Here is a 16,823-nt window from a genome sequence, read left to right as displayed (position 1 = left end):
AATAATGTTTTAACACTCAGCCAACGCGTTGAAAAATATTTTTTTTAGTTAAAAGCAGAAGATTCTCGATGGTTTCATTTGAGAAAATTGCGTAATGTGTACGACAACGGCACAGATATTGCTTTAAAGCAAAAAAAATCATTTTTATGAAAAAATTACTACTTACTATTTTTGGATGTGTAGCCTTACTTACAATTGGTGCGACGAATGTTAATGCGCAGAATTACAAGAATGCGATTGGTGGCCGTTTTGGAAATGCCAACGGAATTACCTTTAAAACTGGGCTGAATAAAGGCGCAATGCTTGAACTTGTAGGTAACTTTAGAAGTACAAAGGGTATAGATTACTTAAGATTAACAGGACTTTACGAAGTGTACAATCCTATAAATGGCGCAGCAGGCCTTACTTGGTACTACGGTGGTGGTGGTACTATCGGATCATACAAGGTAAAGGAATTAGATGGCGATGTGTACTTAGGATTAAATGGTGTTTTAGGTTTAGACTACAAATTTAAAGGTGCGCCAATCAATTTATCTTTGGATTGGATACCAACTCTGCAATTAACACCCGATGCATCTTTTTATAGTGGAGACGTAGGCTTAGGTGTACGTTTTACTTTCTAAAGACAAGTTACAAAGTATAAAAAGAGACTGTTTTAAAAAAAGCAGTCTCTTTTTTTGTGCTTAATGAAGGAAATATTTTAGTAGTGATGTTATACGTTTGCTTCATTTTTGTCGATAATGTAGGAAATCAGGCATAGATGCTCGAACTTTTTGCAGATTATCCTGTTAAGTATTTTATGAAAATCTATACAGAAAAGAATTAACTTAAGATATTATAAATTTAAATGGAAAATATAGAAGCCTTGCTCATACCAGCTGCAAGAAAAGGTGAGAATGAAGTTTTGAAGGAATTGATCCGACGGGAATGCAACATTAATTTTCAGGATGAAAAGGGCTATACACCTTTAATTATAGCTTGTTACAATAACCAATTGGAATCAGCAAAAATTTTGATCGAAGCTGGTGCTGATTTAAATGCATCAGATTTGGGGGGCAATACGGCTTTGATGGGCGCTAGTTTCAAGGGTTATTTAGAAATTGTGAATTTACTAATCAATGAATGTGCAGACCTCAACTTACAGCATGGAAATGGCGGAACCGCACTGATGTTCGCAGTTATGTTCGGCAGAAATGATGTGGCAAAACTGCTAATCGAAAAAGGAGCGAGTAGAAGTTTAAAAGACAATAGAGGCCAGTCTGCTTTAGACCTTGCGGTTATTCAGAATAATTTGGAAGCGATCGCGATTTTAGAAAGCTAAAATCATCTTTTGAGCTGTTTATAGTGATTATAAAAAAAAGGGTATACATTCAGTACACCCCTTTTTTTCTATATGATTATGCTGGAATTTTCCTCGCATTTTCCCTCTCCCAGAACCTGTGCTGGGCAATCATTTTAACAAAGAGGTTTTGGAGCTTCTTTTCATCCGCACCAACTAAAACACCTTCTCTCATCACCGTTTCTTCATCATAATTTTTTGGCAACTTTTTAAAGAAATAAGTGGATTCAAGAACCTGCATCGCATCTTCATGAGTGGCTATAGCTTTACAGTGTTTAAATGCTTGATTTAGAAAATGAACAGCGTTTTCTTCTGCCTCTAGCGTGGCCACACTATTCTTGCCTCCGGGAACATAAACGGCATCATAAAGTACAGATGCTGCAGTCAGGAAACTTTCATCTACCGAAATTTTTATACTTTCTTCACTTATTATTTCACCCAGTTTCGGTGCAATAACATGCACTGTTGCGCCTCCATCAACTAAAACAGCTTTCATACTGTTTAAAGATTTTTCGTTTACGCCATCTGCAGCAAGAATGGCAATTTTTCTTGTTTTTATGGTGTCCTTAATCGTATTTGCCATACTTAAAGCAGGAGATTCTGTCAACTTACTTTCTGTTTGAACAGGCGTATAATCGGCAGGATCAGCGTCAGCTGGTACACTACCATTCATTTCAGGTAGCGGGATTTTTGGCACATGCAACCCAAGTGCAAAAGCAATTTCAGAAGCCAACTTTGGATCTGTATGATTTAACAAGCCCAGCATTCTCTCCCGAATTTCTACACTCTTAACCTTTCCTAGCTCAAAACTAAATGCATCGATAATATGATTTTTTTCCGGCTCGCTCTGACTGTTGAAAAACAATTTCGCCTGAGAGAAATGATCGAAGAAACTTCTACTTCTTGCCCTTATTTTTCTCGCATCAATCCGCTCGTTATAGCTTACAAAACCTCCGTCTTTCGCTTTTGCCTGTTGTGGATCATTATTGGCAATGCCATTTGGGCCATAACTGGTTTTACCTCTATTTATTGTTTGGCGCATAAACCCATCACGTTGGTTATTATGCACCGGCACAACAGGACGGTTGATCGGAATTTCATGGAAATTCGGCCCTCCAAGTCGGATCAGCTGTGTATCGGTATAAGAAAATAACCTACCCTGCAATAATGGGTCGTTTGTGAAATCAATGCCCGGCACCACATGGCCAACATGAAAAGCAACCTGCTCGGTTTCTGCAAAAAAGTTATCGGGATTCCGATTTAAGGTCATTTTGCCAATCCGCTGTACAGGAACAAGTTCTTCAGGAATTAATTTTGTAGGGTCCAAAAGATCAAAATCAAATTTGAACTCATCTTCTTCAGGTACAATCTGCACACCTAATTCCCATTCGGGGAAGGCGCCAGATTCGATAGCTTCCCATAAATCTCTACGGTGAAAATCGGGGTCTTTACCTGAAATCGCCTGCGCTTCATCCCATGCAACCGAGTGGACACCCAAAAGTGGTTTCCAATGGAATTTCACAAAATGCGACACACCTTCTGCGTTAACCAGCCTGAAAGTGTGTACACCAAAGCCTTCCATCATTCTTAATGATCTAGGTATTGCCCTGTCACTCATCTGCCACATAATCATGTGGGAAGCTTCGGGCATGAAAGAGATAAAATCCCAGAAAGTATCATGAGCAGACGCAGCCTGAGGCATTTCGTTATCTGGTTCAGGTTTTACTGCATGAACAAGATCGGGAAATTTGATCGCATCCTGAATAAAGAATACGGGCATATTATTGCCGACAAGGTCAAAATTTCCTTCCTGAGTATAAAATTTTACGGCGAAACCCCTTACATCTCTGGCTAAATCGGTAGACCCCCTAGAACCTGCAACGGTTGATATCCTTACAAATACCGGAGTTTCAATATCTGGATTGCATAAAAAATGTGCTTTTGTAAGTGCAGATTGATCTTCGTAAACTTTAAAAATACCATGAGCGCCTGACCCTCTTGCATGCACCACCCGTTCGGGTATCCGTTCATGATCAAAGTGGGTAATTTTTTCTCGGAGAATAAAATCCTCAAGCAAAGTAGCGCCCCTTTCTCCTGCTTTTAGTGAGTTTTGGTCATCGTTTATTTTAAGCCCCTGATCGGTTGTCATATACTGCCCAGTAGAATCCGCAACATGTTGCTCCAACTGCGTAGCCTTATCACTGATCGGTTTAGGTGTTTCCTTTTTATTTGTTTGCTTAGCCATTATGTTTTAATTAGACTTTTTTTTCGGTTGATCATAAATAGTTTTTTTTGCCACATCACTAAGCTTATCATCAGCTTTTTGTTCTTCAGCTAAACTTTGTGCAAATAATTGGGCCACGTCATCTAAACCCAACTCTAGGGCGAGCTTGTGCAATCCGGTATAAGTGGCAATCTCGTAATGTTCTACTTTTTGCGAAGCAAGAATAATGCCCAAATCTCTTGCATCTGTACCGGCAATAGTACTTTCTATAATCCCTTCGGCTTCTTTTGTTAAGCCTTCCATCGCATCGCACTTTTTAGCGATTGCCTTTTTGCCCAACAGTTCGAAAACCTGCTCTAAGCGAGCCACTTGATTTTTCGTTTCCTGTAAATGATTTGCGATCGCATCTTTCAATTCTTTTGCTCCGGCTTCAGCGATCATTTTTGGCAGGGATTTTACCAAATGGTTTTCTGCCCAATAAATATCGCAGATGCCATCTTCGAATAATGCTTTTAAACCAGAAGAAGTTTGACCGTCAGTTTTTGAACTAAATTTAGGATCTGAGGTTGAATCTTTTTTCATAGCAATTAGTTTTATCTACATTTTAAATAGATAACCTTAAATGCTTTAAATTGGTTTTATGAAACTTAATTTTATATCTGATTTAGCTTAAATTGTCTTGAAAAAAATCGTTCTAAATGTGTGGCGGATAAAAATCAATTTTAGACTAGCACGAATTATTGCATAAAGGAGATTTAAATTTTGGAAAAAATGACTACAAAAATATGGAATATTAAAGCAGTCAGATCTCAGTTCAGAGGTATAGGAGAGATCAATTTTTTCTGTTCAGTGTAACTAAATTAGTTGCTCAGTCCACAAATTTTGGTTGTGATTCATTTTTATGCCCGATTTATATTTTCGAGCATTTCAAGAGATTTTAAAACAAAAAAGCCTCTCATTTTGCAATGAAAGGCTTTTGGTGGGAAATGAGGGGTTCGAACCCCCGACCCCCTCGGTGTAAACGAGGTGCTCTGAACCAGCTGAGCTAATTTCCCTTTTGGTTTCCCTTATAAAAAGATAAAGTTTCTTTCGTTTTGGGAATGCAAATATAGCCCGAAATAATTGCTTTGCAAATTTATTTTTGTTTTTTTTATGATAATAATGTCTCCAGTATCTTATGAGACTGTATCTCTCCGAAAGAAGCAGTATGTAAAGTATAGAAAACCAATATCTTATCGAGTAAAAATCGGCGTTGCTCATTGCTAAATTTTATTTCAATTATTTTTTCCAAAGGGGTATTAAAAAGCGAAATAAACCTTAAAGCATCGTCCAATTCTAAAAAATTTAGATGAAAGGGTTGTCGCGAAACAAATTCACCTTCGTGCAAATCGAAATAATTTTGATCCTGCCTTCTTTTATCATTTGGGTAAAAACCTAAAAATCGCGTTAGCTTTAAAAGAAATGATAGGTGAAAATTTGGGTGCAGTTGTTCTGTTTCATCAAACCAGGCTATTGTATTAAATATATAATCAAACAAACTTTCATCTGCGGCCTGTTGCCTAATACTTTTATAAAGCACTTCATTTAAAAATATAGTTACACTACTTTTAATAATATCGTAGGGAATTGTTTTAAAAACAGGCGTTTGCCTAATCTCCGAAACCCGCTGGATGTTTGCATTTACGTTATGGTACACCACCATATCCAAAAGATGTAAGGATTGGAGCATGTTCATTTTTATTTTGGCCCTCGGTTTTTTTACGCCATTAATTAAGTATGATTGCATGCCAAACTTATCGGTAAAAACCTGCACCACCACACTGGTTTCGCTATAATTTGTAGTTTTTAAAACAATACCTCGTACTTTATGCAACATTAAAATTGGTTTATTTTTGTAATCGACCGTAAACAAAGTACGAAAGAAAATTGCGGAATTTAGCCTAAATAACTCAAAAATAACTGTAATACAAATTGCGATATTTGGAAATCACTTTCAAAAACCAAACATTGTTAATTTTTTTTTGTTAAATGATAGTTAAAATCAGCAAAAAAATAATCTTCATTTGCAAATAAGGTTTAGTTTTGCTGTAAACTTTATAAAACTAAACTCAATGTGGCTTAAGTTATCGCGTTTCATCCTTAAAAACCGAATTGCACTCATATTATTCTTTGTCGTAGGTACAATTTTTATGGCTTTCCAGGCCAAAAATGTTAAATTATCTTATACAGGAAGTAAAATATTACCCGTTACAGATAGTGCTTTTATAAAATACAATAGCTTTAAAAAGACTTTTGGAGAAGACGGCAGTGTAATGGTTATCGGTATCAAATCGCCAGATATTTTTAATAAAGATGTTTATAATAAATGGGCAAAACTATCTAACGAGATTAAAGATTTACCTGGAATTAAGCAAGTTTTATCCACCGGCAAAATATTTCAACTTTATAAAGATACCGTAAACCAAAAATTTAGCTTAAAGCCTTTACCCGCTCAGCCCGTAAAAACGGATGCCGAGATGGATTCAATTAAAACGGCTTTATACAACACACCGTTTTTTGAGGGATTAGTATTTAATAAAGACAATGCAACCTTAATGGCGATTACTTTTGATACGAAGATTTTAAACACCGCAAAGAGAAACCCTATTTTAAAGCAAATTGAAGAAAAAGCAAAAGCGTTTCAAAAATCTACAAAAATCCAAGTTCATATTTCTGGTTTACCTTACATCCGCACTGCGGTAAGCAAACTGGTAAGCAACGAATTTGTACTGTTTTTGGGCTTATCCATATTAGTTTCTGCCATTATTTTATTAATCTTTTTCAGAAAATTTTACGCTGTTTTCTTCCCCATTTTAGTGGTTGTAATGGGCGTAATTTGGAGCATTGGCATATTAGTGCTATTTGGCTTTGAACTTACCATTTTAACAGGTTTAATACCTCCACTGATTGTGATTATTGGTATTCCGAATAGTATTCTTTTATTAAATAAATACCAAAAAGAGCTTAGAAAACATGGCGATAAAGAGAAAGCACTGAGTACAACTATAGAAACAATTGCTGTAACTACCTTAATTGCAAATGTTACCGCGGCAATTGGTTTTGGCGTTTTATATTTTACTGGCAGTGAGGTTTTAATGCAGTTTGGAAGTGTTGCTTCGATTAACGTAATGATTACTTGGTTGATGTGTTTGTGCTTAATACCTATTATATTTAGTTATTTACCTGTACCGAAATTAAAGCCGCAAACAGATATAAACAAAGGTTTATTGCATAGAATTTTGGTAAAAACCGATATTTTTGTGCAGCATAAAAGTGCTATGGTTTACTTGGGCACACTAATCATTTCTATAATCGCCTTTATTGGTGTTTTAAAAATTAATGTAAATGGTTATGTGGTTGATGATTTGCCAAAAAGCTCGACAATATTGCAAGACTTAAGATTTTTTGAGAAAAATTTTGATGGCATTCTCCCTTTAGAAGTTAGTGTAGATACGAAGAAAAAGAATGGCGTGTTAAACCTAACCAATCTTAAAAGGATAGAAAAAATGGAGAAAATGATTTCTGCTTATCCAGAATTTTCTCGATCTATCTCGTTAAATATGGGCTTAAAATATGCTACTCAAGCTTTTTACAATAATGATCCTGCGTATTTCAGACTTCCAGATAATATGGAAAAAAACTTCATCCTTTCATACATCGCCAATGGCGGAAAGGGAAATTCAAGTTTGTTGAGCAATTTTGTAGATAAAGATGGTCAGAAAACGCGCATTAGTTTTCAAATGGCCGATGTTGGCTCGAAACGCCTAGATGCTATTATGGCTGAGCTAAAACCTCGGATTGATAGCATTCTGCCTCCTTCAAAATTTAATGTTGAACTCACAGGATCGAGCGTAATTTTTTCTAAAGGAACAGATTACATGCTAAAACATTTATTTGAAAGTATTGGCTTAGCCATTGTTTTAATTTCATTACTTCGCTTAGCACAGTTTAAAAGTTTGGGTATAATGTTTATTTCACTACTTCCCAATATTGTACCGCTAATTATAACCGCTGGAATTATGGGATATTTCGATATTTCTTTAAAACCATCAACCATACTTATTTTTACAATAGCGTTTGGGTTGGCTTCTGATCAAACCATATACTTTTTAACCCGATATCAACAAGAGCTTAAATTAACAAACCTGAGTGTTTCTACTGTGATTACAGATACGATAACAGAAACTGGCGTGAGTATGACGCACATTGCGCTTATTTTATTTTTTGGCTTTGGAATATTTACAGCCTCAACCTTTGGCGGAACCGTTATTTTAGGCCTATTGCTGTCTATAACCTTATTTGTTGCATTGGTTTTTAACCTGACTTTGTTGCCTGCATTGGTTTTATGGTTGGATAAAAAGAAAGTTAGAAAATAGTTTCTTCTGAAGAATCGGAAAAAATGAAATTGAATTTTCATCATTAATACACCCTTTTATATCAAATTTTAACAACTTAAAGGTACTATTCGTTCGTTTATATAAAAATCAATCGGGCATGCGCATAATAAAAATTTGTGCGTATATTTGGTTATTATGAAAGCTAGAGTTAATTTAACAATCGAGGAAGACTTACTTGTAGAAGCAAAAAAACATGCTGCTAAAATAGGTACAAGTGTATCTGAATTAGTTGAAAGTTATTTTAAAAAAATAACTGAACCAAAAAAGCAGCATGTTAAACTTTTTGAAATGGTAAACAGATTAGAAAAACCAAATATTCCAGAAGATTTCGATTTTAAGAAGGAATATTATCGAGATAGAACCGACAAATATGATTTCTAATATACTATTAGACATCAACATTTTATTGAATTTCTTTTTAAAAAGACGCGATTTTGATGTAGCTGAAAAAGTGTTGATTTTAGCGAAAGATAACGAGGTTAAGGCTTTCGTGGGTATATCAATATTACAAACAACATCTTTCTATTTACAAAAAAGCTATGGAAGCAAAATTTCCAAAGAACTGCTTTTGGAGTTATTATTGATTGTAAATATTATCGAAGCCGATGAAGAAATTGTTTTACAAGCCTTAAATTCCTCGATTGCTGATATTGAGGATGCTGTTCATTTTTACACCGCAACAAAACACAAATTAGACTATATCTTATCTAGCGATATAGCGTTTCAAAAACTAAGCAACAAAAATTTACAAATTACAAGTGCTGAGAAGTTTCTAGCATTATTTTAGGACATACTACAATTTTGAAAATCGCATCGGTAGCTTTTCATTAAAAAAAGTTTATCATGTAAACCTCTTACATGCATCATATTATGTAAGTGCTGAAAATAAACTTTAAAAAACCAACCCAGTTTTTAGTCTGAAAAACTTGTTATTTCAACTATAAAGGCTTATTTACAAAAATTTAAAAATAAATCTTCCAATTTATTTGCTTTTTAAAAAAATTATATTCTACTTTACGGTGTAGAAAGTACACTAAGTAGATATGAATTTCAACTCAACAATTATTACGATTATTATTAACACCACAGGGATAAACCAGCGGGGCTAATTTTGTTGTAAAAAAAATATAAAAACAAAAAAAGCGCCCCGACAATCGGGGCGCTTTTTTTTTAAACTCAAAATAAATGAAAATACTTAAATTCGGTGGCACATCCGTAGGTTCGGCCGAGAACATTAAAACGCTATTAAGTATCGTAGCGAACGAAAAATTACAAAGCAATCCGGTAGTTGTATTATCGGCAATGAGTGGTGTAACTAATTTGCTAACCGATATGGCCGAAAAAGCCGAACGTGGCGAGGATTACAACAATGGCATCAAGGAAATTGAAAACAAACACTTTGAGGTAATTAGAGCGCTTTTACCCGCTGCTTCACAAAATCCAGTATTTACACGCTTAAAAATTTTCTTTAATGAAATTGAAGATTTACTTCAGTCTGTTGCCAACCTACAAGAGCTAAGTTTGCAAACCAAAGATCAAATTCTAAGTTATGGCGAACGTTGTTCTACTTTTATGGTTAGCCATATTGCCACACAAACTATACAAAATGCCATTTACGTAAATGGTGCCGAATATATTAAAACCGATAATAATTTTGGGCAAGCAAAGGTTAATACTGAACTAACAGAAGTACTAATTAACGACTTTTATCAGACCAACAATAGCAAAGTTTTATTTGTTACCGGATTTATATCCAGCAATAGTGCAGGCAGAATTACAACGCTTGGCCGTGGTGGATCGGATTACACCGCAGCAGTTTGGGCAGCAGCACTAAATGCCGAAGAAATACAAATTTGGACAGATGTAAATGGAATGATGACTGCAGACCCACGAATGGTGAAGAAAGCTTTCTCTTTGCCCGAATTGAGTTATACAGAAGCAATGGAGTTAAGTTATTTTGGTGCTAAAGTAATTTATCCGCCAACAATGATTCCGGCGTTTATGAAAAAGATTCCGATTGTAATAAAAAACACTTTTCAACCCGAATTTGAAGGTACGTATATAAAAAGTGATGCAAAATCTTCAAATTTACCTATAAAAGGCATCTCATCGATTGATCAAATTAGCATTATCAATTTAACCGGAAGTGGTATGGTTGGCAAGGCCGGGTTTAGTGGACGCTTGTTTTCATTGTTATCGCGTGAGCAAATTAACGTTGTGCTGATTACACAATCCTCATCCGAGCATAGTATAACTTTTGCTGTAAAACCTACAGATGCAGCACACGCCATTTCATTTATTCAAAAGGAATTTGAGTTGGAGCTTGATGCTAAAAAATTAGAGTTACCTGAAGTGGAAGGAAACTTGGCAGTTTTAGCAGTGGTTGGCGAAAACATGAAACGCACACCAGGTATGAGTGGCCGATTATTTAGTGCTTTAGGCCGAAACGGGATAAATGTGAGGGCAATTGCGCAAGGATCTTCTGAATATAACATTTCGGTAATTATTGGCAAAGACGATTTATCGAAAGCCGTAAATGCGGTGCACGATGCATTTTTTACCGATTTAAAGAGAACATTGAATATCTTTTGTTTAGGCACCGGTAATATTGGCAAAACGCTGTTCAATCAGTTGAAAGAGCAAATGCCGTTTTTGGCTTCGAATAATGATTTACAGGTTAAAGTTGCTGGCATTAGCAATACCCGAAAAATGATTTTCAATACCAACGGTTTATCGTTAGCAGATTGGGAAAGTGAATTGGATACAAATGGCGAACCGGCTGATTTGGCTAATTTTGTAGAAAGAATGAAAGGCCTTAATTTGCCCAACTGTGTCTTTGTAGATAATACAGCTAGCGAAGCGCCGATACAATATTATCAAGGCATTTTTGAGAGTAGCATTTCGATAGTAACCTGCAATAAAAAAGGAAACTCTGCTGATTTTGCTCAATACAAATCTTTTAAAAACGCAGCCCGAAAGTTTGGCGTCGATTTTTATTATGAAACCAATGTAGGTGCAGGTTTACCAATTATTAGAACGCTAAAAGAGTTGATGATGAGTGGCGATAAAGTCGCCCGTATAGAAGCGATTTTATCTGGTACAATTTCTTACATTTTTAATAATTTTAAAGGCGACGCAGGTTTTTACGAAACCGTTAAAGAAGCTCAAGACCTTGGCTATACAGAACCCGACCCGAGGGATGATTTGAACGGAAAAGATTTTATGCGAAAAATGCTCATTCTCGCACGTGATGCTGGTTATCCATTGGAGGCTTCGGACGTTAAGATTGATAATATATTACCAGAAGCTTGTTTGAATGCCTCTTCAGTTGAAGACTTTTATAAAGAGCTCCAAGCAAATGCACCTTACTTTGAAGACTTAAAAAATAAAGCCAAAAATGACGGCAAAGTATTGCGTTATATCGGCAAATTAGAAGATGGAAAAGTAAATATCAGTCTGCAAATGGTTGATGATAGCCATCCATTTTATATGCTTTCGGGAAGTGATAATATTATTTCTTTCACTACTAATCGATATAAAACCCGTCCGCTAGTTGTAAAAGGCCCGGGTGCAGGCGCAGAAGTCACCGCAGCAGGCGTATTTTCTGATATTATAAATGTTGGGCAAAATCATTAGCCCCCCAACCCCTGCCTCTCCGGCAGGCAGGCCCTAAAGGAGGAGCTGAAAAGCAAGGTGGTAAAACAAGAATAAATATAAATTCGATACAACTAAAATGTCAAATAATATAAACTCCAACGAACAATTTTTGAAATCTGAAAAAAACGATGGAAAGGAAAAAGTCCCGACTAGTCGGGATTCAAGGGTAAAAGTTTTTGCCCCAGCAACTGTAGCCAATGTAGTTTGCGGTTTCGATGTATTGGGTTTTGCCGTTAATGAACCTGGCGATGAAGTTGAAATGCAACTAACCGATACACCAGGCGTAATCATCAAACAAATAACAGGCGATGATGGAAGGTTGCCTTTAGATGCAGCGAAGAATACCGTTAGCGCTAGTGTACAGCATTATTTACAGCACATTAACCGTTTGGATATTGGTGTTGAAATTAAACTGCACAAAAAAATGCCAATTGGCAGTGGTTTAGGGTCAAGCTCGGCAAGTACTGTTGCGGGTTTATTTGCGATCAATAAGCTAATGGGCGATTTATTAACGCCAACAGAGCTTGTTCCATTTGCCATGAAAGGCGAAGAATTGGCCTGCGGTTACGGCCATGCCGACAATGTAGCGCCTGCTTTATTAGGTGGTTTTGTGTTGGTTAGAAGTTACGATCCGCTTGATGTAATATCTTTGCCAACTCCGGCTGGAATGTTTGCTGCAATCGTATATCCAGAAGTGGATGTGCCTACAAAAGATGCTCGCCAAATGATTCGCAGTAAAATTTTATTGAAAGATGCTGTTACCCAGTGGGGTAATGTTGCAGGCTTAGTTAGTGGCCTGTTTATGAATGATTTTGATTTAATTGGCAGAAGCATGAAAGATGTTTTAGTAGAACCTACACGATCAATATTAATTCCGGGCTTTGAAGATATGAGAACAATTGCAATGGAAAACGGCGCAATTGGATTTGGAATTTCAGGATCTGGACCATCAGTTTTCTCATTAACTAAAGATGAAGAAACCGCACAAAAAATTACCGAATTACAACAACAACATTTAACCAACTTAAATATAAATAGCAAGGCTTTCGTGTCATCGGTTAACGCCGAAGGACCGAGAGTATTGTAAAATGTGTTACGTGTTGTGAGTTACCAGTTACCTGGCTAGGTGCAAAGCCGGCATAATGAAACTCAAAACACGCAACTGATAACACGTAACTGACAACCCAATGGAATTATATTCAACCAACAATAAAGATTTACGCGTTTCTTTTAAAGATGCCGTTTTTAATAGTATGCCTAAAGATAAGGGCTTGTATATGCCTGTCGAAATTCCTCGATTAGATACTAATTTTATAGAAAATATTGAGGAGTATTCTTTACCAGAGATTGCTTACAAAATTGCGTCAACTTTATTAAAAGACGAAATTCCTGCTGAGGATTTGAAGGCAATTATTGAGGATGCGATAAACTTTGAAGCACCAGCGGTGAAGCTAGATGATAAAACTTTTGTTTTAGAATTATTCCACGGGCCATCACTTGCTTTTAAGGATTTTGGTGCTCGTTTTATGAGTCGTGTAATGGCTTATTTCTTAAAAGATGGCGAGCAGTTATTAGATGTTTTGGTTGCCACATCTGGCGATACTGGTGGCGCAGTGGCTTTGGGCTTTTTAGGCGTGCCAAACACGAGAGTAACCATCTTATATCCCGAAGGTAAAGTGAGCCCGATACAAGAATTACAGTTAACCACCAACGGACAAAACATAAGAGCAATTGAAGTTAAAGGCACTTTTGATGACTGCCAAGCTTTGGTTAAACAAGCGTTTGCAGATGACGAACTGAACGCGAGATTCCGTTTGACATCTGCAAATTCGATCAATATTTCTAGGCTAATTCCCCAAACTTTTTATTATTTCAACACGTATGCGCAGTTGAAAAAGCAAGGAATTAATGAAGTAATTTTTTCTGTACCAAGTGGAAATTTCGGCAATATCGGTGCAGGTTTATTGGCTCACAAATTAGGTTTGCCAGTTAAGCAATTTATCGCAGCAACCAACATAAACGATACCGTTCCTCGCTTTTTAGCAAGTGGTGTTTACGAAACAAAACCATCAACACAAACCTATTCAAACGCCATGGATGTTGGTGCGCCAAGCAATTGGGTGCGTATTATGAATTTGTTTAATGAGGATGTGAATGAACTAAAAAAAGTAATCACATCATACCGTTTTAATGATGAAGAAACGCTAGCTGGCATTAAAGAAATTGATGCTAAATTTAATTACGTGGCTTGTCCGCATACCGCAATTGCTTATTTGGCGATAGAAAAATATAGAAAAGAAAATCCATTGGATGAAAGTGCTGCTGTATTTTTATCTACTGCTCATGCTTGCAAGTTTCCTGATATTTTTCCGGAGGATATTGCTGCTAAAATAGAAATACCAGGGCAGGTAAAAACTTTAGAAAGCAAACCAAAACATGCAGATAAATTGGGGATAGATTTTGAAGGGTTTAAGGAGTATTTGATGACTAAGTAACTTTTAATGTGGATTACAAATCCACAGCTTCTGGGTTGGGATTGCAAATCCTGACCAACACCACAGTTAATGGGGATTTGTAATCCCGATTGTTGAGCTTAGGATTTGTAATCTTATTAACGACCAAGTGCTGTTTCTTAAGATGGATTTGCAGTTAATCGGGATTTGCAATCTCGATTATTGAATTTAGGATTTTTAATCTTATTAACGACCAAGTGCTTTTTCTTAAAATGGATTGCAAATCTATAGCTAAATTAGTCAGGATTGCAAATCCTGACCAACATCATGCCACACCGGATTTGCAATCCCGATTGTTGAGCTTAGGATTTGTAATCCTAAATGTGCTAACTTTAAAAATGGGATTTAGTTACAAAGTCGAAAATCAAAGATTTACCTAAAATTTCCGATATTAGGTCACTTATGAAAAAATTAATATTTCTCATCGTATTTTCGATTGTTTCATTAACCTGCTTTGCCCAAACCATTAAAGGAAAAATTATAGCTACTAAAAGTAAACAGCCAATCCCTTATGCTACGGTAAAGTTAAAGTTAGCTAATCAAACTAAATTAACAACCGAATCTGGAGATTTTAATATAATCGTAGATAAATTAAATCTTAAGGATACAATTTTTGTATCCTGCATAGGCTACTTATCAGCGAAACTGCCAATTGATAAATTACCGAAAGATGGGATTATCTATCTAGACGAAGATGAAAAAACCTTAAAAGAGGTAAGTGTTAGCGTAGGTAAGAAACGTTACGAAATAATTAATGAATTCGCCTATTCCAATATAAAATATACTATAAACAAAGATATTGCACAGTCTTACTTAAGCGCTAAGTTTCCAATTGCTAAAAAATTTACGGCCAATGTTGACAGCTTTAAGCTTGAAGAAATCCACCTCGGTAGATTTGTAGAAGCTAGCAATGAACAAACAACTATATTGACTGAGAAATATGAAATCAAATATATCAGGGCACCTTGGCTATTTTACGAATTAAAAAAGCACAATGAGCGAGCTATTTTTAATTTATATATTATATATCCAGCTGAGAACGGAGAACCCCAGCCATTAGATCAAGCTGTAAAAATACCCATCTCATTAACTAGTGCCATTACCGATACGGAAATTGATGTTCGTAACTATAACATTAGGCCTAAACAACGTAATTTCTATATTGCAATAGAGTGGCTCGCTATTTTGCCCAACCTAACTTACAGCTTAGGCAAACGTAATCAACCTAAGGTATTTAGGCAATTTACATTACCTACACAAACCAAAGATGATAAAGGTCCAGCGATGGCATTGGTTTATGAGATCGGATATGAACCCTATGTAAGTACTTACCGTATTGATAAGAAAAATTCAACAAAGAAATATGTTTGGCTAAAAGATAATTGGGTTACTGTAGAGCCTGATTCTGATGGTAAAATTGATACAGAATTTGCACTGTCTGCCAAAATATCCTACTATTAAAAACAAACACGTTGCAACAATGGAAAGATAAAAATTTGTGGCATATCATTTTTAAGAAAAAATTTATATTGATGAAAAACACCATCTTATTAATCGCATTGCTAAGTATAATTACTCCACTTTTTGCTCAAACTAATTTTAATGCTGAAATTAAGGTCGAGAATCGTAAAAATGGTAAAACCATTTTAAATGCAACATTGGCTGATAAACGCATGGGAAAATTTATCAATGCCGAAAAAGGTGTTTTCGAAATTTACTATAACCAAAAAATGTTAGGGGACACTTTATTCATAGATGCCCAAGGTTTTCAAAAACTGAAAATTCCCTTATATGAACTTTTACAAATAAAAAAAGCAAGCCTGTTACCGCAAGATACATCCATACCAGTGTTAAACTCAACTCACAACAATGTTGATTTAAATGAATATGATACACAAACTGTAAGCCAGTGGATTGGTTTACCATTAGGGGATAAACCTTTCGAATACTTGCAAGTTGGACAAATTTTTGAGAATAAATATACTGGAGCACAACTCAATAACATAAAGCTTAATCAATTATATTTTGACTTGCCACCCAATAACATTTATGATGACGGTTCGATGAATTCGGATAGTAGTATTACCTATGCTAACAAAGGGACTTCGACTGTGCTTATATACCAAGACAAGGATTATATGCATAGTTATGCGCCAAGTTATATACAGCAAAATAAATTTAAGTTAAGGATTTACCAATTGGATAAAAACAACCAACCGGCGGCCGAACTATGCATTACTCCTATATTGATTGATCGCGAACCACCAGCACAAAATATGCGTATCAATTTATCAAAGTATAAAATTGCATTACCGCAAGGAAAATTTATGGTTGCTGTAGAATGGGTGCCTAGCCTAAAAAACCTCAACTATATTACTTGGTCAAAATCGACAAACCCAATGGGTATAGCCTTAAGACCTTTTGTTGGGGTGAGTAATAAAAAAGGAGAAAGGTTAAATGTGATGGCGTTAGATTACGGGGGAAATTGGGTACCCTTTGAATATCTTTTACCTTACTATACAGATTTGGCGATTTCTTGTGAAATTGGTTATTAAAACTTACCATTAATCGGGATTTATAATTCTATTAAAGATGGCCACTTTATCAAAATGGATTGAAAATTCACAGATAAATCGATCAGGATTGCAAATCCT

Annotated in this window: 13 protein-coding genes and 1 tRNA gene; 10 read left to right on the top strand and 4 right to left on the bottom strand. The window is 35.8% G+C overall.

Going from position 1 to position 16,823, the window contains the following annotated elements; genetic code table 11:
* Positions 1–146: 146 nt before the first annotated feature.
* Positions 147–623 carry a hypothetical protein gene (locus EZJ43_RS13925; protein ID WP_165953178.1) on the top strand — a complete coding sequence of 159 codons (477 nt, stop codon included), beginning with the start codon at positions 147–149 and terminating at the stop codon, positions 621–623.
* A gap of 224 nt (positions 624–847) precedes the next feature.
* Positions 848–1,321: an ankyrin repeat domain-containing protein gene (locus EZJ43_RS13920; RefSeq protein WP_133263323.1), complete on the top strand. Its 474-nt coding sequence runs from the start codon at positions 848–850 to the stop codon at positions 1,319–1,321.
* A 76-nt stretch (positions 1,322–1,397) separates the two neighbouring features.
* Here EZJ43_RS13920 and EZJ43_RS13915 read toward each other — a convergent pair whose 3' ends face one another.
* The 4 genes from EZJ43_RS13915 to recO form a co-directional block, all read right to left on the bottom strand.
* The gene (locus EZJ43_RS13915; protein ID WP_133263322.1) at positions 1,398–3,584 is read right to left on the bottom strand and encodes a catalase; all 2,187 of its coding nucleotides are present in this window, start codon (positions 3,582–3,584) and stop codon (positions 1,398–1,400) included.
* Positions 3,585–3,590: 6 nt separating this feature from the next.
* Positions 3,591–4,145: a YciE/YciF ferroxidase family protein gene (locus tag EZJ43_RS13910; RefSeq protein WP_133263321.1), complete on the bottom strand. Its 555-nt coding sequence runs from the start codon at positions 4,143–4,145 to the stop codon at positions 3,591–3,593.
* A gap of 395 nt (positions 4,146–4,540) precedes the next feature.
* Positions 4,541–4,618: transfer RNA gene (locus tag EZJ43_RS13905), tRNA-Val, on the bottom strand.
* 95 nt (positions 4,619–4,713) lie between these two features.
* Entirely contained in the window at positions 4,714–5,439 is a 726-nt protein-coding gene (gene recO / locus EZJ43_RS13900; RefSeq protein WP_133263320.1) for a DNA repair protein RecO, read from the bottom strand.
* Positions 5,440–5,674: 235 nt separating this feature from the next.
* Here recO and EZJ43_RS13895 point away from each other — a divergent pair, with 235 nt between their 5' ends.
* The 8 genes from EZJ43_RS13895 to EZJ43_RS13860 all read left to right on the top strand — a co-directional run bounded on the left by EZJ43_RS13895 (position 5,675) and on the right by EZJ43_RS13860 (position 16,724).
* Positions 5,675–7,978, top strand: coding sequence for an efflux RND transporter permease subunit (locus EZJ43_RS13895; protein ID WP_133263319.1), 2,304 nt, complete (start codon positions 5,675–5,677; stop codon positions 7,976–7,978).
* Between the two features lie 156 nt (positions 7,979–8,134).
* On the top strand, positions 8,135–8,380 hold the full coding sequence (locus EZJ43_RS13890) for a DUF6364 family protein (RefSeq protein ID WP_133263318.1): 246 nt from the start codon (positions 8,135–8,137) through the stop codon (positions 8,378–8,380).
* Positions 8,370–8,786 (top strand): PIN domain-containing protein, encoded by a 417-nt coding sequence (locus EZJ43_RS13885; protein WP_133263317.1) that lies wholly within the window; start codon positions 8,370–8,372, stop codon positions 8,784–8,786. Before EZJ43_RS13890 ends, EZJ43_RS13885 begins: the two co-directional genes overlap by 11 nt.
* Before the next feature lie 398 nt (positions 8,787–9,184).
* Complete coding sequence (gene thrA, locus EZJ43_RS13880) at positions 9,185–11,635, top strand: bifunctional aspartate kinase/homoserine dehydrogenase I (protein ID WP_133263316.1); 2,451 nt, start codon at positions 9,185–9,187, stop codon at positions 11,633–11,635.
* A gap of 97 nt (positions 11,636–11,732) precedes the next feature.
* Positions 11,733–12,743: a homoserine kinase gene (locus tag EZJ43_RS13875; RefSeq protein WP_133263315.1), complete on the top strand. Its 1,011-nt coding sequence runs from the start codon at positions 11,733–11,735 to the stop codon at positions 12,741–12,743.
* Positions 12,744–12,843: 100 nt separating this feature from the next.
* Positions 12,844–14,151: a threonine synthase gene (gene thrC / locus EZJ43_RS13870; protein WP_133263314.1), complete on the top strand. Its 1,308-nt coding sequence runs from the start codon at positions 12,844–12,846 to the stop codon at positions 14,149–14,151.
* 420 nt (positions 14,152–14,571) lie between these two features.
* Positions 14,572–15,630: a carboxypeptidase-like regulatory domain-containing protein gene (locus EZJ43_RS13865; RefSeq protein ID WP_133263313.1), complete on the top strand. Its 1,059-nt coding sequence runs from the start codon at positions 14,572–14,574 to the stop codon at positions 15,628–15,630.
* Between the two features lie 71 nt (positions 15,631–15,701).
* Complete coding sequence (locus tag EZJ43_RS13860) at positions 15,702–16,724, top strand: hypothetical protein (RefSeq protein ID WP_133263312.1); 1,023 nt, start codon at positions 15,702–15,704, stop codon at positions 16,722–16,724.
* Positions 16,725–16,823: the final 99 nt, after the last annotated feature.

Source organism: Pedobacter changchengzhani (assembly GCF_004354365.1).
In the GTDB taxonomy this organism is placed as follows: Bacteria; Bacteroidota; Bacteroidia; order Sphingobacteriales; family Sphingobacteriaceae; genus Pedobacter; species Pedobacter changchengzhani.
This window is presented reverse-complemented; position numbering and strand designations above follow the sequence as displayed.